The organism is Arthrobacter sp. MMS18-M83, assembly GCF_026683955.1.
Taxonomy (GTDB): Bacteria; Actinomycetota; Actinomycetes; order Actinomycetales; family Micrococcaceae; genus Arthrobacter.
Genome location: NZ_CP113343.1, coordinates 2509887 through 2535377 on the forward strand (window position 1 = coordinate 2509887; position 25491 = coordinate 2535377).

Consider the following 25491-nt stretch of genomic DNA (forward strand, 5'->3'; position numbering starts at 1 on the left):
TCCCAGGCCGGCTCTAAACATGAGCGGAGCCCGTGAGTCTGTGCGCGCTATCGAGCCTCGTCCGACTCCACGCCGCCACCTGGCTCTCGACGCGCGAGTGCTAGTGGTCTCCGTCAGGCTCCCTCGGTTCAGACAAGGCTCCGGCCAAAGTTCGGTCGTGCTGCCCCTAGCTGGCACAGCCGCGGTGGCTTCTCCCAGGAACCCGGGTTGGGAGTTCTTGGAGCCCCAAGGTGGGCACGTGGCGCGCTCGTAGCGGGCGCGGGTAGTTGGGGTGGAGTTGAGCGAGTTGAGCGGCGACGCCCAGTGCTATGTGCCAGCGCCTTGGATATGGCGAGATCTAGTCCTTCTTTCCAGAGCTCGTTCACTCCCCCATGCCTGCCTGCGTTCGGGAAACAAAGAGGTCTGTGTGGCCCGGATAGGAAGGTCGCACCCAGCCCGGCCCAGTGTCTTGTGATCGACCTGGGACGCTCGCGGATCGGGACGCTATTTGTTTCCTTGACACGTATACGAGCAAATGGTGCTTCCAACCGCTGGGCTTGTTGTACAGAACGGCAGCGCTAGCGCGAGCCGTCGGTGCGTGCTGGCTTCCCTTCGTTGAGCGCAATGGGGTTCGAGGAGCGCAATGACGTTCGAGCGGCGACGCCTTCGAAGACTTCCCCGCAGCGGTCCGCGACTTTGCAAGGACCACATTCGGGGTTTGCTCGAGACTGTTGTTGCCGCTCTTAGAGGCGCGGACGACGTTGCGGAGTGGCCGCGGATTGTCAATGAACATCGGACGCTCAGCAACGGTCAGGTCTAATGGGACCGTGTGGGTGTGTCAGCGAGCACGCTGGCTGGCTGTTCAAAACCCTGCGTGGCCCGGTGGATATCGCTGTGGATAACTTTGTTGATAGTCTGTCTGCTTCTTAAAGCTGAGGGTCTCAGATTTGTCGTCGCCTGTTCGGTCTGCGGCTGGAGTTTAGGCCAGCTTGAGCACGCTGACGTCTTGTTTCACGTGAAACAAGACTGCAGAGCATGATCTTGGCAAAATTTCCCCTTTTCGACCGTTTTTTGGTCTATTTTCGCGGTATTGAGCCCAACTTCGGTCCGATCGGAGGATTGATCTTGTATTAGACTTGCGGGCGAACACCCATCCCCGGAGGCCGTGCCTTTTGCCCAGGGCGGAGGGGCGGCAATTCACATCCTTCTGCACGGTGGATATTGCTGTGGATAACTATGTGAATAACTTTAGGTGGATCGGTGGATATCTTCCTTCGATGTGATTGTGGTTGGCATACTCTGTTGGAGCGCAGCGCCGCGATCCTGGTCGGCAGCTGGGAGGGAGGAGGCTGCGAGGTTGGTGCTGAAGGACTTCCGGCACCGTGGTCCGCCGATGTTTCACGTGAAACTGCGACCACACGGATGACATCATGCGCCAGGGCTTCCGCACCGAAATGGAGAAGCGGGAACCTCAGCGCCCGCACGAGGCGCCGGTTTGTCTGGCAGAGATGGAGTCCATACTCAGCTCTTGTGGCTGCGCAAGCCGCCGCTACTCCGAAGCTCACCCGGTCGAGTGGTTGGTCGCTGACGTGGGGGCGATCTGTCGAGTCTGAGTAGAGGTTCCTCGGGATCACCTTGGTGGTGGCTTTGACTGGCAGGTCCAGAGCTTCCCCGTCAATTCTGATGCCCAGCCGTGTTCGAGGAAGTAGATCGCACGGAAGAGAGCCCTTGTCCCACCGACTTGGCCACGTCTCATCCCGAAGCGTCCCGGTCCGAAGTCGTTCATTCCCGGGGGCGACTCGCGGCCACTTTGGTTTAGCTAGCCGTCCCAGCTAGGTTAGCCGGCGTTTGATGATACGCACTCTTGGTGCATCCAGAGGTCGACTTTGTACTCATCGGCGACTTACCGCTGGAAGACCCTAAAGCATGGGGCGAGAAGTTTCGGACTGCTTCCTTGGGCCGACACCGAGTGGCCGGTGCTATTGTTTTGCCCAACGTCACGAGTCACTCAGCTGCGCAAGGCGGAGCATCGACTGTCCCGAGCTTCAACGAGGGATCCCTTTAGAAGTGAACGGGGCTTTCGCTCCAGCGTAGGTTCTGGAGACTCTGAATTTCGCTCTGGGAATCAGTCTGATTGATCGGGTGAGGTACTGCCCCTCAAACCGAGGATGGATCGGGTTCGAGCTTTGTGAGTCTGCGCGCTGTTCGGGCTCTGCGTAGCACTTGCAGCTAGGTCGGTCGATTCGGGTCTGCCGGACTTGGACGGTGTCCGTCTTCGAAATCGCTGGATCGCGGACGTGATCTCAGTATTGAACGCGTCGAGTGTTTCGAAGCGCAGAAGGGTACGACTGTTCCTGGCGAACCAAAGCAAGCCACGCGAACGATGTGATCGATGTGGGCGCAATGTCAGCAACGATGTGATCGATGCGCGCGCAATGTCAGCGATGTCCAACGGACGCCACCCTGATCGCGCGGTCGTAAGCGTACCGTCCAGTGAGGGTGCAAAATGAACGCCGCTGGGTGTTGGTTCAGCACGTGCCATCATGCGCTCGCTCCCATTTCACCCACGGTAGTTCTGGCTCGGCGCGCGGGTCTGTTTTCCTTCCAGCCCTAACGACGGCTATCGCGGGCCGACAGAGCCGTCAGACGCCGGTGGTGGTATACCCGCGTCCTCGGGCCCGAACACCTTGGAAGGATGCCACTGGTCTCTTGAATTCGTCGAGAGGTGGTGCTCTTTTGCCCGCCAAATGTCGGCTTTCAGGACCTAGAGTCAAGGCGAGTTTCATGTTTTGCTCTGCCCCTTCTCTCGTGAGCAACGAAGACTAGGGCGCAGCGGACCCCGGTGCCAGACCGGAGAATGGCGATGTTGAGCCAGCCAATCTAGTCGCTCACGGGGGTCTGTAGACCACGACGCATTCCCGTGAACGTCAATACGGGTCCGCAAGAACAAGCGATGCTTCCTTGAAGTGTTCCGACGTATCGAAACATGCAGGTTTGCATTCATTACTCAAAGAACAAGCTATTTCGTTTTCATGTAAAGAATCGTGGAAAACCAAGCCAGATCTCAGAGCCAAACCAGTGGGCTGTTGAGTTCGTTTCCCGGTTTGGACACAGCATGCGTTCCCCAGTCCGCAGCAGTCGTGGACGCGGGAGTTGGAGCGGGGTGCGGTGGAGACTGCTCTAGTCCGAAGGGATGGAATGGTTTGGAGGCCTATTCAGCTTCGCCCGTGGATGTCTGCAGTCCGAAATGCCCGTGGGGCTGGTGGATTTCCGGCTCGGCCGGCCGTCAGTCCGTAATCCGAGCCTCAGGGTAGTCTCTAACATGTGTTGCAGTTGCACGGAGTCGTTGCTGCCCAAGGCTGCGAGAGCGCCTCCTTCTGGCGCCCTTTAACATCCAGCCCCACGGTGCTGCGATACCAAGTTCACAGTGGCACCCTTCCCGCGCCAATTGAATGGGTACTTAGACGAACCTCCGATAATGAGGAGCTGCTACAGTGCACGACCCCGTCACTGTGTCCGGGCCGCCTCCGAGCCAGACGCACGCTGTTTCACGTGAAACAAGTGGGTAAAGGCCGCGCCTTAGCTGCGGTAGCTGTGCACGGACGAGCCTTGGGTAGTCCCTCTATCTCGCGCTGGTAATAGCGTGCATCCCGTAGTACCTGACGCGTGGCGTGGAAGTGGGAATCGGCATCGAGATCGGCGTGGACAGCGCGGTCCGCACATGCCTACACCGGCCTGGGATCTGCGCGCCATTCCCGCGCACCACTGGGTAAGAGGACATCATCATGCGCATGGCACGTGGTGAGTTCGCGAGCGACGCCGGCCCTGGACCTTGGAACTCAGAACTCGGAAAAACGGCGACTGCAACGGCCATGGGTGTTTCACGTGAAACATTACCCAAAGCAGGTTCTTCACCAATCTATCGTGCAAACTTACAAATCCAGGTGCATCCAGACTCATCGGCAAAGCCTTGCATTGTTTCACGTGAAACCGGCTCCTCAATCCATAAGGCCTTTTGCACCGAAGTAAGGGACTCCACCGGCCGGACACAAGGATTGTGGCTAGAGGCTTCGCAAGAGACCTGGAAAATAGCGAAATGATCAATTCTGGGCGGCCAACCACAGAGGCCACCGCATTCCGGCCCTACCCCAGATAGGCAAGACGCTCCTTCTGGGCTGGGCGCTTCTCCCTCAAGATCACCAGGTTTAGAAACTGGAAAAAGGTTCCTGACCGCGGACTTCGGGCAAACGCGAGCATTAGCAGGAAGACCTCCATCCATGCCTTGGCTCGAACATCAAGCCACTACACCAAGAACCCGAATGGCGACGCGGTGAAGGGACACCTGGAGCGGAGGGCATGAAAGGACCCGGCCACCAAAAGGACGAGGGAACGAAAAAACCGGTGGCTCCCGCTCACAAGCGGGAACCACCGGCCGAGTCAGGAAGCGCCACCAAAGTGCGGCGCTCAAGCCTTAAGACAAGACGAACCTAGGACAGGACGGACTCAAATTCCTTTTCGAAGAACTGCTTCGGCTTGGCACCGATAACCGTGCTCTTCACTTCTCCCCCACTGAAGAGGTAGACGGCCGGAATTGACGTGATGCCGTACTCGGCGGCGATGGCGGGGTTGTCGTCGACGTTGAGCTTGACGACATCAACCTTGTCTCCGTATTCAACCGAGATCTCGTCGAGGATTGGACCCAACTTACGGCACGGGCCGCACCACTCTGCCCAGAAGTCCACGATGACCGGCTTTTCAGCGGCCAGGACGTCGGTGCTGAAACTGGCGTCGGTAACGTCTTTAGCGTTGCTCATAATTCTTTCCCTTCGAATGGATGGCTGCTGTGCCGATTAGGCGTGCAGGTCTGCAAGATAGTGTTCGACGTCCAAGGCCGCGACACAACCGGAGCCCGCGGCCGTGATGGCCTGCCGGTAGGTGGGGTCGACAACGTCGCCGGCGGCGAAGACGCCCTTGATGCTCGTCTTGGAACTGCGGCCCTCGACGGCGATGGTGCCTTCTGGGGACAGCTCCAGTTTGCCCTTCACGAGTTCCGTGCGGGGGTCATTACCGATGGCCACGAAAACGCCAGTGACGGCGAGTTCGGACTCGGTACCGTCCACGAGGCTCTTCAGCTTCAGGCCGGTCACCTTGTCACCGCCGATGACATCTTCCACGGCGGTGTTCCACACGAAGTTGATCTTCTCGTGGGCCTGGGCACGATCGCCCATGATCTTGGAAGCCTTCAGCGTGTCCCGGCGGTGCACCACAGTGACCGACTTGGCGAACTTGGTGAGGAAGAGTGCCTCCTCCATGGCCGAGTCGCCGCCACCGATCACTGCAATGTCCTGGTCCTTGAAGAAGAAACCGTCACAGGTTGCACACCAGCTCACGCCATGGCCGGAGAGACGCTTTTCGTTCGCCAGGCCGAGTTCCCGGTAGGCGGAACCGGTCGACAAAATGACCGCCCGGGCCTTGAAGGTCTCGCCCGTGCCGATGGTCACGGTCTTGATGTCGCCGTCGAGATCTAGTTCGGTGACATCCTCAAACTGGATCTCGGTCCCGAAGCGCGCCGCCTGTTTTTCGAAGTTCTCCATGAGATCAGGTCCCATGACGCCGTCAGGGAATCCCGGGTAGTTTTCGACGTCTGTTGTGTTCATCAGTTCGCCACCGGCAGTCACAGAACCGGCGATAAGCAGCGGGTTCATGTTGGCGCGTGCCGTGTAGACGGCCGCCGTGTAGCCGGCAGGCCCGGAGCCTACGATGATGACATCACGTACGTTGGACGCGGTGTTTTCTGCGTTGCTCACTGTTGGGTGAACCTCTTCCTTAGTCGATGCACCGGATTATCGCGGCCGGCCACATGGCACAACCCTATGGCGGCGTCGAATATTCCGGCGTTTCCGGGGACCCTAATATCCACCACCATTCAGGGTACCGTCTGGTGGCGCAGGGCATGGAAGGGCGCAGGCTCCGTTACCTGAGTTGACGGCCCAGCCGTCGACTACTGAATCGTGTATTTACTGGACCTTGATCTCGGCGAGGCGCAGGCCGAAACCGTAGCGGGTCTTGGGCGCGGTCAGCTTGGGCAGCGACTTAATGGAGATGATCACGTACTGGGCGGTTGCGGGGGTACTGAGCGGCATGGTGAGCTCCGGAGAGGTGAAGCTGTTGGTGCCTACCAGCTTGGCACCGTCCATGGCCGGCCGATCGTTAGTGTAAACGCTGATGTTTCCACCGGAAGCACCCAACTGGCTCAGCGTGATGGACTTAACCTGCGCGGGCGCCTTGAGCTTGACCAGCAGGGAAACTCCGTCAGGCGCGAGTCCACCCCAGTCCGCAGTGGCGAACTCCATATCTGACCAGTAGCTCGCGGCATTGCCGTCGAACGTCTTGACCAGGTCTTTGTCGTAGGTAGCCGCAAATTCAAAATCGCCCATGCGGGTGACTCCGTCAATGACCGGCGGCGCGACGACGGCAGTGGCCGACTCGGTGCTGCTCGGCTGTCCGGATCCTGTTTGAGACGCTGAGGTGGACTGCTTGGCCGCGGGAGTGCCGCCCGGGATGAGATTACCGAGGTTGGTGACCGCAAGTATCAATCCGACGATCAGGACGGCGGCGAGGACGCCGCCCACCAGCCACCGGAACGAACGGGGCTCGCGCACGGGTTCGTCGTCGTAGTATTCGTCCTCGTCGAGGGGATCGGCTTGCTCCCGGGCCGTGGCCGGGAAACTCGACGCGCCCCGGTTGTACCCGCCCGAAGCGCGGCCTGCAGCAGCACCGGCCGCACCGCGGGAGGTGGCGGCGTCGTCGTTGATGAAGCCATAGTCGTCCTCGGACCAGAGCGAGACCTTGGCGTCCTGGGCAGGGCCCAGAGGCGCCGGCGCAGGAGGAGTCGATGCTGGAACGGCCTGCGTTGCCGGCCCCTTCTGGATTTGCTGGGGGGCGGTCTGGTTCGGCTGTACGGTCGAAGACGCCTCGGTGGAAGCGTTGGCCGCAGCGGCGAGGCGGGAACCAATGCCACCTGGGGCCGACGCGGGCCGGCTGGCAGGCAAGGGAGGAACCACGGGGCGGCGCTTTTCTTCGGCGGCGGCTGCCGCTTGCGATCCACCGACCGGATTGGGCTCGACGCCGTCGTAATTGATGTACTCGGCGTCATGCTCTTCGTCGTCGTACAGTCCGTCGTAAGTTTCGGGCTCGCGGGACCGGGCTTGGCCGAAGATCTCGCTTCCGAGCGTGTCCGTGAAGAACGGCTCGACGTACGGCGGGTTGGTGGCCACCACGAGGTCCAACAGATCAGGAGCACTGCTGTGGTTGGTGATGAGGTACGTGGTGCTGTCGCTGACGCCGAGATCGAGGATCTGGACGTGCCCGGGCCGTTCACCGGTGGCTACTTCCCGGGCGCTCTTGGCAACTTGCTCGGCGTTTCCGGGGCCGGCCACGAGGATACTGACGGGCCTGTTAAGGACCTGGTCGACGCCGTCGAGCACCAGATCTTGGTCGTGCGAAGTCAACACGGTGGCTGTGACTTTGTAGCGGCCGCCAAGCACTGATCCGACATCGATCGGGTGGGACACGGGTTCCTCCTAGACTGTCCGGAAGCTGCGGGTCCTGAATACGGGATCCGGCCAGCCGGGTGACCCGTGGTCTGCAACTACCTGTATTAGTTTCTGATCCTAGCGGATTGGGCCGTTCCGGCCCCCGGTTTGCGCTGATGCGTCACCGTTTGCGGCGAGGTCCACCGCGGAAATAGGGGTTGTTTCCCAGCGGTCCCTGATAGGTGCGGCGGCCAGGCAGCGGAATGCCCGGACGGCCCGCGCCTCCTTGGGCGGTGCTGGGAAGGTCCTCGTCCGGCAGGTAGGACTTCTCGACATCGGACCAGGCATCCACCTTGCCTTGCCCCTCAGCAATGGCCGTACCGGCAATGCCGCCGGAATCATGGCCCGCATCCCCGTTCCTGGCCGGGAGGGTTTCCAACGCGGGACCGGCGCGGAACGATGCCGCATCGAATTCGCCCGAGATGCGAGGAATGAGCCCGGTATCGTCGGACACGGTGGCGCGAACCGGCGTCGCGGTTGGCTTTTCGCTGGCGGACGGCGCTTGCGCCACCGGAATGCCCCGTCCGAGGCGACCGAGCACGGGCAGGAGCAGGTCGCGCAGCTCGCTGACATGGAAGAGGCGCAGCAGGAAGAGGTAAGCAAGCAGCATGACGGGCCCGACGACGATCACCGTCACCAAGGCGGCAGGCCTGCTGCTCCAGGCGAAACCATCGGCATGATAGCTGCCCAGCAGCCATAGGGCCACAGCGCCGGCGATCGCCGAGCCCAGGGCCGCGTAGCCCATGCGGATGTAGGAGTTGGCAATCCGGGGGCCGTCCACATGGCCGAGGAGGCGCCTCAGGAACCAGACGCTGATGACCACGGAAAGGATGTTGCCGAGGGTGTACAGGACGGCGATCGCGAAGATGATCTGGGCGACCGGCAGGAACTGGATGATGAAGGCGCCTACAACGTTCAGTAGGGCCAGCATGAGCTGGATGTAGAACGGGGTTCGGGCGTCTTCGTTGGCGTAGAACACACGGGACATCATGAAGTTGGCACTCATGAACGGTGTGCTCAACGCGAGGATCGTCAGCGTCTGGGCCAGCATGACACCGTCCTGGGGCTTCCCGCCGGAGAAGAACATGCCCAGCGGGCCAGCGAGGGCAAAGAGTGCCAGCGCCCCGAAAACGGTGGCGACGGCCATGGTCCGCAGTCCGTGGGAAAGCGCTTCGCGCAACTCGGCTTTGTTGCCGGCTTGGGAGGCACGGGTCATGCGGTTGAACAACACGGTAGCGAGCGACAACGCGATGATCGAGTGCGGCAGCAGGTAAAGCTGGCTGGCGACTTCAAGGACCGCGTTACCGGGAAGCGTGGCGGCGGCCGGGTCTTGCGCGTGCTCGAGGCGGAGGCGCTCGGATCCGGGAATGGTGGCGATCCTCATGACATAGAGGAAGGCGAGCTGCCCGACGGCGGCGGTCAGGAGCGTCCAGACGCTCAGCTTTGCTGCCTGGCCCAGGCCCACGCCCCGCCAGCCGAAGCGGGGCCGGAGACCGAGCCGCAAGCGGATCACCGGGATGAGGAGTATGGCCGTCTGGGCGAGCACACCAACTGTGGAAAAACCCGCAATCAGGAAGGTTTGGAGAGGCCCCCAATTGTCCAGGGTGTGGGGATTGGTGTTGTTGGCGCCGAGGATCCAGATGAACATGCCCAGTCCTGCGATGGCCACCACATTGTTCAGGATTGGCGCCCACATCGCAGGACCGAAGGCGCCGTTGGCGTTGAGTATCTGGGTCAGGAGCGCGTACAAACCGTAGAAGAAGATCTGCGGCAGGCAATAGAAGGCGAAGGTCACGGCGATCGATTTTTGCTGTGGCGAATAGCCCTGGGTGGTGAGGTCGATGACGATCGGTGCGGCTAGCGTGACTAACGCTGTCAGCGTCAAAAGAACCAGCACAGCCAGGGTCAGGAGCCGGCTGATGTAGTCCGCGCCCCGGTCCGGTCCCTTGCTGGCTTTGATGATCTGCGGCACCAGCACCGCATTGAAAACGCCACCGGCCACCAGAAGGAAGATCAGGTTGGGCAGGTTGTTGGCATTGATGAAGGTGTCATTGACCGTCGATCCCAGGCCCAGTGCGGCGCCAAGCATCCACGTTTTGGCGAAGCCGAGAAACCGTGAAACGAGGGTCCCGGCGGCCATGACGGCGCTGGAACGGGTTTCTCCGGACTGGACTGATTGGGTTGATTTGGCGGCAGACATTGTCATTATCGTCCCATGAGCCGGGCCACCCGATGCGTCAACACTGCATGAGGGCGGCCCTAGAGGTGTTCGGGCAGGACTTCCCGGGCCAGATCCGCGATACGCCGCTCATTGGGGAAGGACAACTTGCGTGCCAGGTCCTGGAGGGGAACCCAAGCTGCGTCGATGGCCTCTTGATCGGGATCGTTCTCGATGGTCAGCTCGCCGCCCGTGGCGCGGAGCAGGAAATGGTGCACGGTTTTGTGTACACGGTGCCCGCTCACGGTGAACCAATAGTCGATGCTGCCGAGTGGAGCCAGGACGTTGCCTTCGATTCCGGTCTCTTCGGCGATCTCGCGGACTGCGGCTTCCTCGTTGTTTTCCTTGCCTTCCGGATGTCCTTTCGGCAGGCACCACTCAAGCCGGCCACCCCTATTAAGGCGGGCGATGATCGCAACCCTCAGTTCGCCGTCGGACGTGTCCACTACGACGCCGCCGGCAGAGACTTCCTCCACGGTCGGAAGGGCGGCCTGGGCCGTGTGCGGAGCGGGCGCGACGTGAGCACCAATTGCCGACGGCAATGGTGCATTCGTCCTCCTGCCAGGAGCACTCGGGATCGGGTTGGCCATGAAGTCCACTCTAACGACTCTTGCCCGTTGGTGATGACCGGGACATGGACTGACGGTGGCGTGCGGATGGCGTTCGGCCGTGTTCCCGGTGCCGTAATCGCGCAATCATGCTGTGTCGCCCCGTAATGACAACGATCCGGTGTGATGGCGCGGTGAAATCTGACAAGCTTAAGGAACTATGGCGCAAGTATTGGACAGTTCTTCAGTTAATTTCCAGATGGATCCAGTGGTCCTGGACCTCGGTCAGCGGTTCGTGGACGCTGGATTCGAACTGTCGCTGGTGGGCGGGCCGGTGCGGGACCTCTTCCTGGGACGCGTCTCCCCGGACCTGGATTTCACCACTGACGCCACTCCGGACCAGACGCTTTCCATCATCAAGAGGTGGGCGGACAATTTCTGGGAGATTGGCCGCGCCTTCGGAACGATCGGGATGAAGAAGTCCGGCTTCCAGATTGAGATCACCACGTACCGTGCCGAGGCTTACGATGCCGCCTCCCGCAAGCCGGTGGTGGCCTTCGGCTCGTCGCTGCTGGACGATCTCCTCCGCCGCGACTTCACCATCAATGCCATGGCGCTTCGGCTGCCCTCCCTCGAGCTCGTGGATCCGTTCGGCGGGGTGCGCGATCTCCATGCCTCGGTGCTTGCTACCCCTGGATCCCCCGAATCGTCATTCTCCGATGATCCGCTGCGGATGATGCGAGCCGCCCGCTTCGCGGCGCAGCTTGGCGTTGCAGTGCACGACGACGTCCGCCTCGCCATGTCCGGGATGGCTGAGCGGATCAAGATCATTTCCGCCGAACGCGTGCGCGAGGAACTCGTCAAGCTCATCAATGGCGCACATCCGAGGGCGGGAATCGACCTCCTCGTGGACACCGGTTTGGCGGAGTTCGTCCTGCCCGAGGTCTCTGCGCTGCGCCTTGAAGCCGATGAGCACCACCGGCACAAAGACGTCTACCAGCACTCCCTTCAAGTCCTGGAGCAGGCCGCGTCGCTTGAGACCGGCCCGGATGGCCCGGTGCCTGGCCCGGACTTTGTACTGCGCTTCGCCGCGTTAATGCACGACGTCGGGAAGCCGGCTACGCGCCGGTTCGAACCGGGCGGCGCGGTGAGCTTCCGCCACCACGACATGGTGGGTTCGAAGCTGACCGCGAAGCGCATGAAAGCCTTGCGCTTCGACAACGACACGATCAAGGCCGTGGCGCGGCTCGTCGAGCTGCACATGCGCTTCTACGGATACGGGGATGCGGGCTGGACCGATTCCGCCGTCCGCCGCTACGTGGCAGATGCAGGCCCCCTGCTGGAACGCCTGCATCGCCTGACCCGGTCCGATGTCACTACGCGTAACCAACGCAAGGCAGAGCGGCTCTCCTTTGCCTACGATGACCTTGAGCAACGGATTGAAGTCCTGGCCGAACAGGAATCACTCAATTCCATCCGTCCGGACTTGGATGGGGCGCGCATCATGGCTTTGCTGGGACTCAAGCCCGGACCCGTGGTTGGCAGGGCCTACAAGTTCCTGCTGGAAGAGCGCATGGAAAACGGTCCGTCGTCCCCGGAGGACGCCGAATCCAAGCTTTTGGCGTGGTGGGCAGAGCAGCCCGAGTCCGCCGTCGAACCTTCATCGGAACCATCCGTCGATGCCCACGCCGGCATTGCCGAACCAGAGGAGTCCTAAGTGAACGAAGCAGCCAAGCCCGCCCGGCCACAGCTCTGGATCATGCGCCACGGGGAGACCGAATGGTCAAAGAGTGGCCAGTACACGGGATTGACCGATCTCCCTTTGACGGTGGAAGGCGAGCAGCAGGCCGTGGAAGCGCGCAAGATCCTGGAAGGCATCGACTTCGACCTCGTCCTGACCTCCCCGCTCCGCCGAGCCCGGCGTACAGCGGAGCTGGCCGGTTTCCCCGACGCCGTCCACGAGCCACTGGCGGTGGAGTGGAATTATGGAGACTACGAAGGGATCAGCTCGGACCTCATCCGCAAGGACAACCCGGACTACCTCATCTGGTTCGATGGCGTCCCCAACGGCGAGACCCTCGACTCCGTGGCGGCCCGTGCCGACAAGATCATCGCCCGCGTCCTGGAGTCCGGGATGGACAACGTCCTGATTGTTGCCCACGGCCATTTCTCCCGCATCCTCACGGCCCGTTGGCTTGAATTGGATGCCAGGGAAGGACGCCACTTTGTCCTGGGAACGGCGAAAGTTTGTACCTTGGGATGGGACAAGCGGACGCCGGCAATTCTTCGCTGGGGACTGTAAGAGGAATTAATTTCTAAATTGTTTGTAATTGGCTGGTCAACAGCGCGATTCATGGTGTAACTTTATTTTTGATCCCAGAGCGATCCGCCGGGATTAAGGCGTGCACTACCCAGTAAGTCAGCTGCGGTGTGCCAAAGCAGAAGAGGAGGTTGGGAAAATGATTACTTTGACTAGCGGATGGAAGATGACCGTTGCTGGCACCCCGGCCTTCGCTGCTCGACGCCGTCTTTCGGCCTAACTTCTCCTGATGTACTTGCGCCCCTGATTATTGGGGCGATTCAAGGTGCAATCAGGCTCCGAGTCGGGCCTGCCATTGAGCGGTATCACGCGATTGACGTGGTGCGCAGTTTCCTCATAGTTCGGAACCAGCTTCTTGTTGGGGACGGCTGCCCCCTGGATACCACGTGCCGGAACTCCATGCTCCGGCACTATCCACGGTCATTCGAACAATCCGCTTAATCCACCCCATCATTGCCGGCATTCACGTGCCTATTTCCGCCCTGTTTTCCTTCGAATTCAGGGGGGCTTAATTGTCATGTCTGAATTCCGGCAATTCTCTTCAACAACGAAAGGAGGTGACACCATGGCCAAGCGCCTCAAGGACCTGATGGTCTTCAACGGCAAACCTGTCGTCAAAGACAGGACTCTCTTCAACGGACAACTGCTGGATCAGCGCAGGGAAGACGTCTACGTCGTCCTGCACCAAATGGGAATCATCCGCTGAGTGTCCCCACCACTGCAATTCAGGAGGGACTGATGGCACACATCGGACCGTTCGCCTCGGAAGCCCACGCGGCTATGCGTGGGCTTCCGCCTTTAAGGACTGCATCGGGCGGGGCTTGGGGCGAGGGCGGGCTCGGGGCGAGCCGGGGGCGGAGCTTGGGGCGGGCTGCTTGGGGTCGGCCGGACCCGACGCCGTCCGGCGCGGCTGAAGGTAAGCTCGATTGCATGCAGGAGACCAAGCCGCACATCCAGCAAAAGCGTGCGCGCTTTGTGGTTCCCAGCCGCAGCGACTCCTTGCTGAGGAACTTCACCGAACTAATCGGAGGACCCCTCGGCCGGCGTTCCTCTCCTGGAGCCATCTCCCCCGGATTCTTCACCATTGAACGCGTCCTGATCATCCTCACGATCGTTGCCGCATTGCTGGCGATCCTGATCAAGGGCTATTGCAGGGTCAACGGTTGGCAGGCACCCCAGCAGTTCTACGCCACGTGCTATTCGGATTTCCCCGAACTCTTCCGCAGCCGAGGCCTTGCCGATGGCGTCTTTCCGTTCTTCGACCAGAAGAGCCTCTTCGAATATCCCGTGATCGCAGGGCTGATAGCCGGTGCTACGGTATGGCTGGTACCTGGTCATGGTGGCAGCCCCGAACGGATCTTGGGTTACTTCGATGTGAATGCCACCTTGATTGTGGCCCTGTGGATCGTGGCCGTCCTGGCTACCGCGCGCATCAACCGACGCCGGCCCTGGGACGCAACCATGGTGGCCCTGGCCCCTGGGATCGTGCTGGCCGGGTTCATCAACTGGGACATGTGGGCCGTAGCCATGCTCGCAGTGGGGATGTATTTCTTCGCGAAGGAACGTCCCGTCCTGGCCGGCGTGTTCATCGGTCTGGGCACTGCCACCAAGCTGTACCCGGTGCTCATCCTGGGTGCTGTCTTTTTGCTGGCGCTACGCAGCGGCCGGTTCCGGGTCTTCTACGTGACCACCCTTTCGGCGGCAGCGGCCTGGCTTGCGGTCAATATCCCGATCGCCGCCGTCAACCCAGCCGGCTGGCGGTACTTTTTCGACTTCACCCAAGACCGCCCGGCCGGATACAGCTCGTTGTGGTTCGCCTACAACTTGGTGGCAGACCGGCTGCGCCTCGTCCAACTTGGTCCGGAAGCCATCAACGCCTTGGCATTCAACGTCTTCCTCCTTGCCTGCGTCCTGATTGCGGGATTGGCTTTGACGGCGGCGCGGCGCCCCCGGCTTGCCCAACTGACGTTCCTGATAGTGGCTGCCTTCATCCTGAGCAATAAGGTCTATTCGCCCCAGTTTGTGCTGTGGCTCGTGCCGTTGCTGGCGTTGGCCCGGCCACGATGGCGTGACTTCCTGCTCTGGCAGGCTGCCGAGGCTCTGCACTGGACCGCCACCTGGATGTATTTGGGCCAGACCAGCAGCGGCGGCCCGGTGCAGAACAACATCGACATGCCGTACTACGTCATGGCCGTGATGCTGCATATGGCCGCGACGGCATATTTGATGTTGAGGATTGCTTGGGACATTTGGGAACCGCACCTTGACCCTCTTCGGATCCAAGACGAGGACGACCCCCATGGAGGGGTGTTCAACGGTGCCAAGGATTGGTTCCGATTGGACCTCAAGAACCCTGCCGCATCGGCTCTGCCTTGGCGGCACGTTGCCTCGTTCCCTGAACGGCAGCAGCCCAACCAGGACTCAATCACCTCCGCGAAAGGCGAGGCCGAACGCGATGGCTGAGGTCGCCGTCGTCGGCTCCGGACCGAATGGCTTGGCTGCAGCGGTAGTCATGGCGCGCGCTGGCCTGGCTGTCCGGGTCTACGAGGCTGCGGGGACGATCGGGGGCGGGACTCGCACTGCCGAACTCTTGGAACCGGGTCATGTTTACGACGTCTGTTCCGCGGTCCACCCGATGGCGCTGGCTTCGCGATTCTTCCGGGATTTTGAACTCGAGCGGCGCGTGGAGCTACGTTTACCCGAGGTTCAGTACGGCACCCCGCTCGACGGCGGCCGAGCAGCTCTCGCCTACCGCTCGCTGGAGCGGACGGCTTCTGAACTCGGGGCCGACGGAACCGCTTTTGCCCGCCTGATGGGACCGTTGGTGGAGCACTTAGGCGGGGTGCTGGACGTAACTCAAAACCAACTGCTGAGAGTACCGGCGAATCCCGTGGCCGCACTGCGACTTGCATTGGCGACCCTCGAGCAGGGTTCGCCGTGGTGGAACCGGCGTTTCACGGGGGATGCGGCTCCCGCACTCTTGAGCGGGGTCGCGGCCCATGCTGTGGCGCCGTTGCCCTCACTCGCCGCAGCGGGGGCGGGACTCTTGTTGGGAGCGCTGGCGCATGCCGGTGGCTGGCCCATCCCGGTTGGCGGCTCGGCGGCGATAGCGGACTCGATGGCCCGCGACATCGAGGCCCACGGCGGGGTGATTGAGACCGGCGTGGAGATCGATTCCTTGGAGGAGCTGCGTCCTGCAAAGGCCATTTTGTTGGACGTTGCACCCCCGGGCCTGCTGCGCATGGCCGGTTCGGCACTTCCGGGGCGCTACCGGCGGGCGCTGGAAACATTCCGTTTCGGGAATGCGGCGTGCAAGGTTGACTTCATCCTGTCCAGCCCGGTTCCGTGGGCCGCGCCGGGGCTTGCTAGCGCGGGGACCGTGCACGTGGGTGGCACGCGTGCCGCCATGGCTGAGGCCGAGAACTTGGTCGCTGCCGGCAGGCACCCCGGGAAGCCCTATGTGCTTGTTGCCCAGCCATCAGTAGTGGATCCCGGGCGCGCTCCTGCTGGGCGGCACATTCTCTGGTCCTATTGCCACGTGCCCAAGGGGTCAACCGTGGACATGGCCGAGGCAGTCGTAGCAAGGATCGAGGAGTTCGCGCCAGGTTTCCGGGATGTGGTGGTCGGCTGGAAAACGACGACGGCGGCGGGCTTGGCCGGCTACGACGCGAACTATGTGGGCGGAGACTTCAGCGCGGGACTGATGGACGTTCGGGGACTGGTGCAGCGTCCAGTGCTTTCACCAGTGCCGTGGCGGACGCCGCTGCCTAGAGTGTACCTGTGCTCATCGTCCACGCCGCCAGGGCCTGGAGTGACAGGAATGCCCGGATACCACGCGGCCAAACATGCCTTGAAAGACATATTCGGCCTGCGGGTACCCGGGCTGGCCCTGGGCACGTAAGTACCCCGACGCTCGCTCAGATATGAGCCCAAACGACGGAACGCTCGCTCACATAAGCCCAAACGACGGAACGCTCGCTCAGTTCATCATCTGCACGAGCGTTCCGGATTTTTCCCCTACATCTGCAGGAGTGTCGGGTTGGAGGCCGACATATCTGCAGGAGGGTCGGGAAATGGGCCGACAGACGTGAGCGAGCGTTGGGCTAGTTGGCTGCCGTGAAACGTGCGCGGCGGTGGGCCGGAGTCTCGATCTCGTCCAGCATGGCGACGGCGTAGTCCTGGGCTGAGATGCTGTTGCCCGCTGGGGAATCCTCGGCGGTGGAGTAGTTGCCCGTGCGCTCACCGGGCTGGATGACGGGTGCCGGTGCCAGCACGGTCCAGTCCAGGCTCTCCGGGGCTTCTTTGACGGCGGCGAAGGCTGCGGCCGCGGTGGTGGCCTCGGCCTTGTAGGCCTCCGGGAAGTCAGGCGAATCGAGGAGGCGGACGCCGTCGATCTCCAGGGTACCGGCGCCTCCGACGATCATGAGGCGCGTGCCTTCGGCGTTGCTATAGGCGGTATCCATCGCTGCAAGCCACTCTCCGTGGTCTCCACCGGTGCGGCTCGGGCCGGTGGCGAGGATGACGGCGTCGTGCTCTTTTGCGATCTCTGCGAAACTCTGCCCATCAGCGAGATCGGCGGCGAAGGACGTCGCTCCAGCGACCTCGGAGCCCTTGCGGGAGATGGCGGTGACTTCGTGTCCACGGGTGAGTGACTCGTTGACGATCTGGCTTCCGACCATGCCTGTTGCGCCGTAAACTGCGATTTTCATGACTCTCCTTGGGGTTGCTATCCTTGCAATACCAAAACAGTATCTATTTGATACTGATAGCTTCAAAGGAACTTAGTTACCTTATGGAAACCAGCGAACTGCCGGCAAACGTTATGGACCCTGATTGCCCGTCCCGCGTGATCTTCCAACGCATCGGCGACAAATGGGCCTCGCTGGTTGTCCAGGTCCTCGCAGGCGGTCCCATCCGGTTCTCTGAGCTTCGCAAAATGGTCCACGTAGTAACGCCCAAGGTGCTGACCCAGACCCTTCGTACCCTCGAACGCGATGGCCTCATCACGCGGACTGTCCACGCCCAGGTGCCGCCACGCGTCGACTACGAACTGACGGAACTCGGAACGTCCTTATTGGAACCACTGACCCTCCTGCGTCTGTGGGCGGAGGACCACGTACCCAGCATCCTTGAGGCCCGCGACGCCTATGACGATGCCCAGGACGAGGCCGTCCTCAGGGGCTGACCCAGACGCTCTTTTCCAAACTGGCTAGCAGTATGTGTCGTTTTGACGGCTCATAACGACAACAACTGCGAGTCAGTTGGGTGTGCCGACGGGTACACCCAAGCCAAGGCGCCCGTCCCGCATGGTTGCGACGGAGTCGGTGAGCGGCAGGAACTCGGTATCGTGCGTCACCATGACCGTCGCAGTCGCGAACTCGTCCGTGACCTGACGCAGCAACCGCACGATCGAATCGCTGCGCTCGTGATCCAACGCTGCTGTGGGTTCGTCGACGAGCAGTACCCGGGGTTGGCCCATGAGCGCCCTCGCAATGTTCACGCGCTGCCGCTGTCCGCCCGAGAGCTGGTGCGGCCGTTTGTTGAGTGAAGCGCCGAGCCCGACGACGTCGAGTAGTTCCGTGGCGCGCGTGCGTGCCGCTTTGGCCGACTTCCCCCGGAGATGGTGGCCGATGACCAGCTGCTCGACGGCGGTGAGGGAAGGCAGCAGGTTGGGCTGCTGGAAGATGATGCCCACTTTCTCCCGGCGCAAGGAAGTCAGTTGGGCATCCTTGAGTTCGGTGGCATCCACGCCGTCGATGACGACGAGCCCTGAGCTTGGCCGGACCAGCGTGGCCGCCACGGCCAGAAGAGAGGATTTTCCGGAGCCGGACGGACCCACGAGGGAAAAGAACTCGCCAGCGTCCACGCAGAGATCCACAGCGTCCAGGGCCTTCAGGGTGGAGTCTCCGTCCGGGTACTCCAGGGTGACGTTGACTAGGTTGAGTACGGGATTCATGAATATGCCTTTCATGGAAAATATGCTGAAGGGATGCTCTAGTTGCCGCCGAGGGCGATGAGTGGATCCACCGTGGTGATGCCGCGGACGGCAAGGGCAGCACCCGCCAAGCCCAGGAGGACAATCCCGGCGATGGGCAGGAGCGTGGTCAGCGGAGTCACAAGGAATGGAGCCGCTTGGGCCGCGAAGAATCCACCCAGCACGCCAAGCCCACCACCCAGTCCTGCTCCGGCGAGCAGCACGATTCCAGCCTGGACCAGTGCGTCCCGCACCACGTAGCCGGAAGAGGCACCCATGGCCTTGAGCACCGCGATGTCGCGTGTGCGCTGGACGGTCCAGACAGTCAGGAACGCCACGATGACGAGTGCCGAGATGCCGTACAGGAAAGCCTGCATCAACATGAGGGAGCCGTTTTCGCTCTTGTAGGAGCCGAGGGCCTGGAATGAGCCATTGGGGCTGGCGCTGACCGTTCCGGCCGCCGCATTAGCGGCATCGACGTCCACGGAGGCGCCGGCGTCGTACGTCACGGCGAGAACCGTTCCGATGGATGCCCCGGCAGGAATATGTGCGAGCTTCTGCCACGTGGAGCGGGAGGTCCAGACCACTCCGGTGTGGGAATACCACTCATCCTGGGTGATCGCGGAGACCGTCAGGCCGGTACCGCCGACCGTGACCCGGCTCCCGGTACTCAGCGAGAGTTCCTTGGCCAATGACTTCCCGACCACCACCTCGCCGTCCTTGACCGGGACAGGTGAGATACCGGCGTCGGCCCCGAAGACCGCCACATTGGCAGTGCCGGCAGCATTGTTCGACGAATCGAGAGACTGAAATCGAGTCTGCGTGATGCCAACGGCCTCGGCAGAGGCAACACCGGGCCGGTTTCGCCATGCCTCAAGCTGTTCGGCGGAGACTTCCGATTCCGTGTAAGACGCCTTGGCCTCGCCCCCGGCCGGCGCGCCGAACACGATTTGCTGCACAGGGAGGGCTGCGATTGCCGAGGTCGACTGGTTGCCGAGGCCCGCGGTGAGTCCGGAGAGCATGACGAGGAGGAGCGTGATGAGGGCGACGACGCTTCCCATCAGGGCGAAGCGGCCCTTGGCAAAGCGGATGTCGCGCAAGGCGAGAAACATTTGATTCCTTTGTTCGGTGCCATTGAGGCGATCTTCTGGTCCTGTTTCAACTCTCCGACGGGACCCAGCGCAAGGCATCGGGAGGCGGATGGATCTATGCGATCGCCTTGGTTGACCCGCGGATCAACCGTTTGGTTGATTGGGCCCGAATACCGAGGAATCGGGGCAAAAGTGTCGGAGGGCGGGGCTAGTCTGGAGGGCATGCAGGGAGCCGATTTGCCTCAAGCCGCGCCGTTGCCCGGTGTCACGCCGCAGCCCGATGTCGCGCCGCAGCCCAGTGTCACGGCACAGCCCAGTGGCGCTGCCGTGATTTTGCGTGTCCTGCGCGTCAGCCTGCACGTTGGTTTCGCCGTGCTTTTGTTGGTCGCCGTCCTTCGCCTTGTGGCCGCGGGCCTTTCGCCATTGGCCACCGCGGCAGGCCTGGTACTTGCCTTGTTGCTGGCGGCCGTCTACCTGGTGGGGACGTTCCTCGAGAAGAGGCACTCCCTCAATCCCAAGCGCTTCGATCCGAAGCCCTACGCGTGGCGGTGGCTCGCCGTCGTTTGTTTTCTGTGGCTGCTGCTCATGCTCATCAGTCCGGACTTTGCGTGGATGGCCTTCCCGTTGTTCTTCCTGCAACTGCACGTTTTGCCGCGGCGCTTTGCCCTGCCGGCAATAGCCACCAGCACTGTGCTCCTGATCGCAGCCATGTGGTTCCACAACCGCGGCGCCGGGGCGGATGCCTTGCAACTTCCCATGGTCCTTGGTCCGGTTTTGGGTGCCGCCTTCGCGGTGGTTACCGGCCTGGCGTATCGGGCGCTCTACGTCGAGGGGGAGAACCAACGCCTCGCCGCCGAGGAATTGCGCCGCACCCGTGCCGAACTGGCACGCAGCCAGCACGACGCCGGTGTGCTGGCTGAGCGCGAAAGGCTCGCCCGCGAAATCCACGACACCCTGGCCCAGGGATTCTCGAGCATCGTCCTGATGGGACGTTCGGCGGAGAACGCCCTCGACGCTGGTGACGACGCTGCGGCCCGTGATCGCCTCAGGACCGTCCGTGAAACTGCGGCCAGCAATCTGGCGGAGGCCCGCAATTTTGTCCGGGGGCTGCGGCCGCCGGAGCTGGCGGAGTCTGGCCTGGCGGATACCTTGCGGCGTCTCTGCACCAAGACCGAGGCCGAAGCCGCTGCGCGTGGAGCCATGCTGCGCTGCCGCTTCGAGCTTCAGGGCACGCCGGTGCCGCTGCCCAATCCATACCAGACCACTTTGCTGCGCGCCGCACAGTCTTCGCTGGCGAACGTGTGGGCGCATGCGCACGCGAACACCGCCGTCGTTACCCTGTCTTTTCTGGACGCCGAGGTGACCATGGACGTGTTCGACGACGGTGCGGGCTTCGATTCCGTCGCGGCCGCCGTGGCGGAAGCGCGTGGGGACGGGACCGGCATCGGGCTCAAGAGCCTGCGCGAGCGCCTTGCGGCTCTGGACGGAACGCTCGACGTCGAGTCTGCTCCCGGGGAGGGGACCGTGGTGGCTATCCGGCTGCCGCTGGGTACCCGCAACCCAGCTCAGGAGGCATCCGAGTGACCGACAACATCAGGGTCTTGCTGGTGGATGACCATCCCGTGGTCCGGGCGGGGCTCCGGGCTATGCTTGCCGACTTCGAGGGCGTCAGCGTTGTGGCGGAAGCCTCCGACGGCGGCGCCGCGTTGGCAGAACTTTCGAAGCTCCATGCCCTCGGCGAGCCCGTGGACGTGGTCCTCATGGATCTGCAAATGGGCTCGGGAATGGATGGCGTCACCGCCACCGGCAAGATCAACGCCGGTGAAGCCGGGACTCCCCCGCCACCGGTCCTGATCCTGACCACCTACGACAACGACGCCGACATCCTCGCCGCTGTGGAGGCCGGCGCGAGCGGATACATGCTGAAGGATGCACCGCCGGAGCAAATCCGGCAGGCCGTAGTGTCTGCAGCGGCGGGCCAGACTGCACTCGCCCCCGAGGTTGCGGCGCGCCTCCTGGGGCGGATCCGAAACCCTGCGGCCGCCCTAAGCACCCGTGAGGTCCAACTTGTAGAGCTCCTCGCCACCGGCATGAGCAACCGCGCGATGGCCAAGCAGCTCTTCATTTCCGAGGCCACGGTGAAGACGCACTTGGTGCACATCTACGCCAAGCTGGGCGTGGACAACCGGACGGCGGCCATCGCGGTGGCAACACAGCGCAGGATCATCCGGGGCCAATAGCTCCGCACGCAGCGGGTGGCCGGCGGTAGGTTTTCGCGCCACAAATGTCGAGAGAGCCAAGCGTAGAAGGCATAATGTCGCAAATGGGGAAAACCAAGAATCTTGTCCTAGGGCTTGCAGCCCTGATGATTGCTGGCTCGCTATCGGCGTGCGATGACGGCCGTTCCGGGGCGGAAGGTGCGGCCAAGCAACTCGCTTCCTCGTTGGCAGCCCTCGACGTCGGCTCGCTCGCCTTTGACGGCAAGGACGCCGCCGCGGCGAATGAGCAGCTCAAGGCTGTGTTTGCAGCCCTCGACCCAGCCAAACCTTCCGTCGAAAGCGGAGCGGTGAAGCTCGACGGCGACAAAGCCACCGTCCCGCTCAACTACACGTGGAAGATCGGAACCGCAGAATGGAAGTACACTTCCCAGGCTGCGCTGAAGAAATCGGGCGACAAATGGACGGTCCAATGGACTTCGGCACTCCTGGAGCCCGACTTCAAGGACGGTGAAGTCCTGGACAAGACGGTGACAGCGCCCTCCAGGGCCGAGATCCTAGGTGCCGGGGACGCCAAATTGATCAGCTACCGTCCTGTGGTCTACGTCGGCATCGACAAGACCACGATCGGATCGGCAGATCCTGCCGCTTCGGCGGCGAAGCTCGCGCAATTGGTCGGTGTGGACGAAGCCGCGTACGTGAAACAGGTCCAGGCGTCCGGCCCACAGGCTTTCGTCAGTGCCATCACCCTGCGTCAAGACGGCCGGACGATCACGGACCAGCAGATTGCGTCGATTCCGGGTGCCCGTGGCATTCCTGATTCCCTGCCTTTGGCACCGACGCGTACCTTCGCCCGCGCTGTGTTGGGTGCTGCGACAGAAGCCAGCGCCGAACAGATCCAAAAGGCCGGGGGTGCCCTCAAACTGGGAGACATCGTCGGGACTGGCGGCCTGGAGGAACAATACGACGCCCAACTCCGAGGCCACGATGGAGTCTCCATCAAGGCCCGGCCACAAGGCATGACCGACGACCAGATCAAGGCCGCGAAGCCCGATCCCCGTCGAGTGCTCTTTGCCGTTGACGCGAAGCCCGGCGAGCCGGTGAAAACCACCCTGGATCCGCGCTTGCAGCAACTCGCGGAGGACACCTTGGCGGGCGTTGGCCCGGCGTCGGCAATTGTAGCGCTCCGTCCGTCAACCGGCGCCGTCCTTGCGGCCGCTTCCGGGCCTGGAAGCAACGGATACAACACGGCAATGCTGGGCCAGTATGCGCCGGGCTCCACCTTCAAGATCGTGGACTCCCTTGCCATGTTCCGCAACGGAATGACACCGGATTCCAAGGTTGAATGCACGCCAACAATTACGGTGGATGGCCGGACATTCAAGAACGCCGAAGGCTATCCGGAATCGTCCTTGGGTTCCATCGCTTTGCGGGACGCTTTTGCGCATTCGTGCAACACAGCCTTCATCAATGCCCGGGACAAGGTCAGCCAGGCCCAGCTCGAATCCGCGGCAACGTCCCTTGGACTGGCCGTCCAGGCCCCGAAGCTGGGGGCCGATGCCTTCTTGGGCTCGGTCCCAGGAAGCGCTGACGGCACCGAACACGCTGCTTCGATGATTGGCCAAGGCAAAGTGCTGCTTTCCCCGCTTGCCGCAGCAATCATGGCCGCCTCGGTGGCCCACGGCGCTCCGGTGTCGCCGCAACTCGTCCTGAACCCCGGCTCAGGTTCGCCCTCTGCCGGTGCCACGACGACGGCGTCTGGCTCGCCGTCGTCGTCGGCTACTCCCGACAAGCCGGTTACCCCGGCAGAGGCCGCCGCGCTGGGCGACATGATGCGTGCCGTGGTGACCTCCGGCCATGCTGGATTCCTCGCGTCAGTGCCCGGAGCGCCGGTGGGAGCGAAGACCGGGACGGCGGAATTCGGAAAGGACAACCCGCCCAAGACGCACGCCTGGATCGTTGCGGTCCACCGCGATCTGGCAGTGGCAGTTTTTGTCGAGGACGGCGGCCTCGGGGCCACCACCAGTGGCCCGTTGCTCAAGTCGTTCCTGACGGCGGCAGGATAACGCCCGCGCCCCCCGGGCCGCGCGTTATATACGCAGGAGGATCGGGCATCTTGAGGCGATATGTGAGCGAGGGTCGCCGGAAAGGGGCCTATATGTGAGCGAGCGCCGGTGTTGACGCCAGGGATCCCTAGACACGCCCTGCCTGCGGGTGCACACTTAATTCAACGCTTGTTGAATTAGTTGCGACGCTGGGAGTGGCCATGGACCAGTTCGAAAGCACCACATGTGTCGTTGTGGGTGGCGGCCCCGCTGGTGTGATGCTCGGACTCCTGCTGGCCCGGGCCGGAGTCGAGGTCACCGTCCTCGAAAAGCATGCCGACTTCCTGCGCGATTTCCGCGGCGACACCGTCCACCCCTCCACCATCCGGCTCTTGGATGAGCTCGGGCTGGGCGAAGGATTCCGGGCCCTGCCCCAAAGCAAGCTCGGCAATTTCAAGCTCCCCACGGGTGGCGGAGAAGTGACCCTGGCCGCCTTCGATCGCCTCAAGCCGCCCTACGATTACGTAGCCATGGTTCCGCAGTGGGACCTCCTGAACTTCCTGGTGGACGCCGCGCAGCAAGAGCCGCACTTCACGCTCAGGATGAACACTGAAGCCACGGATTTGCTGTACGACGACGGCGCGAAGGTCGCCGGGGCGGCGTACTGCACGCGCGACGCGGCGTCGGGAACGGAAACCGGCACAGGCGAGCTGCGCGCAACCTTGACGGTCGCCTGTGATGGCCGCAGTTCGGTACTCCGTCAGAAGGCCGGACTTGTCCCCCACGAATTCCCCGTGCCGTTCGACACCTGGTGGTTCAGGCTCTCCCGGCGTGCCGACGAACAGGAACAGCTGGCCTCCATCATGCCCCGTTTCTCCGGCAAGGATGTTCTCCTCAGCCTGACCCGCAAGGACTTCTACCAGATCGCCTACATCGCGGAGAAAGGCAAGGATGCCAAGTTGCGTGCCGAAGGGGTAGAGAGCTTCCGCGCACGCGTCGCCCGGCTCCGCCCGGACCTGGCGGACCGCATGGACGAGATCAAGTCCATGGACGATCTCCACATGCTGGACGTGAAGCTCAACAGGATCAAGCAGTGGCACAAACCCGGGCTCCTCCTGATCGGCGACGCGGCCCACGCCATGTCTCCTGCTGGAGGCGTGGGCATCAACCTGGCCATCCAGGACGCGGTTGCCGCGGCCCAGCGCATCGCCCGCCCATTGCTTCAGGGTACCTTGGACGAGGCCGATCTCGCTTCGGTCCAGAAGCGCCGCTGGTTCCCAACCGTAATGATCCAGAACGTGCAGCTCCTTATCCAGAAAGCGGTCTTCGGCCCCGCATTGTCCGGGCAACTGGGCGGTCCGCCGAGTTCGCTGGTCTTTGTCGCCCGCCACGTTCCGTGGTTAGGAAGACTCCCAGCGCTCATGATCGCCTTCGGGCCCCGGCCGGAACACGCCCCGGACTTCGCGCGCCGGAAGGCCGCAACGAGCAAGGATGCGGCGTGAGCA

19 protein-coding genes are annotated in these 25491 nt (G+C 62.5%); 11 read left to right on the plus strand and 8 right to left on the minus strand.

Annotation, left to right across the window (positions count from 1 at the left end; translation table 11 throughout):
• The first annotated feature begins 3764 nt into the window (after window positions 1-3764).
• Window positions 3765-4079 (plus strand): hypothetical protein, encoded by a 315-nt coding sequence (locus OW521_RS11790; protein WP_268025626.1) that lies wholly within the window; start codon window positions 3765-3767, stop codon window positions 4077-4079.
• 387 nt (window positions 4080-4466) lie between these two features.
• Here the strand turns inward: OW521_RS11790 and trxA are convergent, their stop codons facing one another.
• From trxA to OW521_RS11815, 5 genes are all read right to left on the minus strand, one after another.
• Window positions 4467-4793 (minus strand): thioredoxin, encoded by a 327-nt coding sequence (trxA, locus tag OW521_RS11795; RefSeq protein ID WP_133203770.1) that lies wholly within the window; start codon window positions 4791-4793, stop codon window positions 4467-4469.
• A gap of 36 nt (window positions 4794-4829) precedes the next feature.
• Window positions 4830-5786: a thioredoxin-disulfide reductase gene (gene trxB, locus OW521_RS11800; protein WP_268025630.1), complete on the minus strand. Its 957-nt coding sequence runs from the start codon at window positions 5784-5786 to the stop codon at window positions 4830-4832.
• A 210-nt stretch (window positions 5787-5996) separates the two neighbouring features.
• Window positions 5997-7553, minus strand: coding sequence for an ABC transporter substrate-binding protein (locus OW521_RS11805; protein WP_268025632.1), 1557 nt, complete (start codon window positions 7551-7553; stop codon window positions 5997-5999).
• A 142-nt stretch (window positions 7554-7695) separates the two neighbouring features.
• Window positions 7696-9774, minus strand: coding sequence for a murein biosynthesis integral membrane protein MurJ (gene murJ, locus OW521_RS11810; RefSeq protein WP_268025843.1), 2079 nt, complete (start codon window positions 9772-9774; stop codon window positions 7696-7698).
• A gap of 59 nt (window positions 9775-9833) precedes the next feature.
• A complete protein-coding gene (locus OW521_RS11815) occupies window positions 9834-10334 on the minus strand; it encodes an NUDIX hydrolase (RefSeq protein WP_265978167.1) in 501 nt (166 codons plus the stop codon).
• Window positions 10335-10560: 226 nt separating this feature from the next.
• Between OW521_RS11815 and OW521_RS11820 the strand changes: the two genes are divergently transcribed.
• The 5 genes from OW521_RS11820 to OW521_RS11840 all read left to right on the plus strand — a co-directional run bounded on the left by OW521_RS11820 (window position 10561) and on the right by OW521_RS11840 (window position 16561).
• Window positions 10561-12057 carry a CCA tRNA nucleotidyltransferase gene (locus OW521_RS11820; protein ID WP_268025635.1) on the plus strand — a complete coding sequence of 499 codons (1497 nt, stop codon included), beginning with the start codon at window positions 10561-10563 and terminating at the stop codon, window positions 12055-12057.
• Window positions 12058-12642: a histidine phosphatase family protein gene (locus OW521_RS11825; RefSeq protein WP_265978165.1), complete on the plus strand. Its 585-nt coding sequence runs from the start codon at window positions 12058-12060 to the stop codon at window positions 12640-12642.
• 583 nt (window positions 12643-13225) lie between these two features.
• Window positions 13226-13366 carry a hypothetical protein gene (locus tag OW521_RS11830; protein ID WP_265978164.1) on the plus strand — a complete coding sequence of 47 codons (141 nt, stop codon included), beginning with the start codon at window positions 13226-13228 and terminating at the stop codon, window positions 13364-13366.
• A 224-nt stretch (window positions 13367-13590) separates the two neighbouring features.
• On the plus strand, window positions 13591-15123 hold the full coding sequence (locus OW521_RS11835; RefSeq protein WP_268025638.1) for a glycosyltransferase family 87 protein: 1533 nt from the start codon (window positions 13591-13593) through the stop codon (window positions 15121-15123).
• The gene (locus OW521_RS11840) at window positions 15116-16561 is read left to right on the plus strand and encodes a phytoene desaturase family protein (RefSeq protein ID WP_268025640.1); all 1446 of its coding nucleotides are present in this window, start codon (window positions 15116-15118) and stop codon (window positions 16559-16561) included. Before OW521_RS11835 ends, OW521_RS11840 begins: the two co-directional genes overlap by 8 nt.
• A 202-nt stretch (window positions 16562-16763) precedes the next feature.
• Here OW521_RS11840 and OW521_RS11845 read toward each other — a convergent pair whose 3' ends face one another.
• On the minus strand, window positions 16764-17369 hold the full coding sequence (locus OW521_RS11845) for an NAD(P)-dependent oxidoreductase (protein ID WP_268025642.1): 606 nt from the start codon (window positions 17367-17369) through the stop codon (window positions 16764-16766).
• Window positions 17370-17452: 83 nt separating this feature from the next.
• Here OW521_RS11845 and OW521_RS11850 point away from each other — a divergent pair, with 83 nt between their 5' ends.
• Window positions 17453-17845, plus strand: a complete 393-nt coding sequence (locus OW521_RS11850) for a winged helix-turn-helix transcriptional regulator (RefSeq protein WP_268025644.1) — start codon at window positions 17453-17455, stop codon at window positions 17843-17845.
• A gap of 72 nt (window positions 17846-17917) precedes the next feature.
• Here OW521_RS11850 and OW521_RS11855 read toward each other — a convergent pair whose 3' ends face one another.
• Both OW521_RS11855 and OW521_RS11860 read right to left on the minus strand, forming a co-directional pair.
• Complete coding sequence (locus tag OW521_RS11855) at window positions 17918-18616, minus strand: ABC transporter ATP-binding protein (RefSeq protein ID WP_268025646.1); 699 nt, start codon at window positions 18614-18616, stop codon at window positions 17918-17920.
• A 38-nt stretch (window positions 18617-18654) separates the two neighbouring features.
• Complete coding sequence (locus OW521_RS11860; RefSeq protein WP_268025648.1) at window positions 18655-19746, minus strand: ABC transporter permease; 1092 nt, start codon at window positions 19744-19746, stop codon at window positions 18655-18657.
• 201 nt (window positions 19747-19947) lie between these two features.
• Between OW521_RS11860 and OW521_RS11865 the strand changes: the two genes are divergently transcribed.
• The 4 genes from OW521_RS11865 to OW521_RS11880 all read left to right on the plus strand — a co-directional run bounded on the left by OW521_RS11865 (window position 19948) and on the right by OW521_RS11880 (window position 25488).
• Window positions 19948-21309, plus strand: a complete 1362-nt coding sequence (locus OW521_RS11865) for a sensor histidine kinase (RefSeq protein ID WP_268025650.1) — start codon at window positions 19948-19950, stop codon at window positions 21307-21309.
• Window positions 21310-21371: 62 nt separating this feature from the next.
• The gene (locus tag OW521_RS11870; RefSeq protein WP_268025844.1) at window positions 21372-21965 is read left to right on the plus strand and encodes a LuxR C-terminal-related transcriptional regulator; all 594 of its coding nucleotides are present in this window, start codon (window positions 21372-21374) and stop codon (window positions 21963-21965) included.
• Between the two features lie 83 nt (window positions 21966-22048).
• On the plus strand, window positions 22049-24007 hold the full coding sequence (locus OW521_RS11875) for a penicillin-binding transpeptidase domain-containing protein (protein WP_268025652.1): 1959 nt from the start codon (window positions 22049-22051) through the stop codon (window positions 24005-24007).
• A 200-nt stretch (window positions 24008-24207) separates the two neighbouring features.
• Window positions 24208-25488 (plus strand): FAD-dependent oxidoreductase, encoded by a 1281-nt coding sequence (locus tag OW521_RS11880; RefSeq protein ID WP_268025653.1) that lies wholly within the window; start codon window positions 24208-24210, stop codon window positions 25486-25488.
• Window positions 25489-25491: the final 3 nt, after the last annotated feature.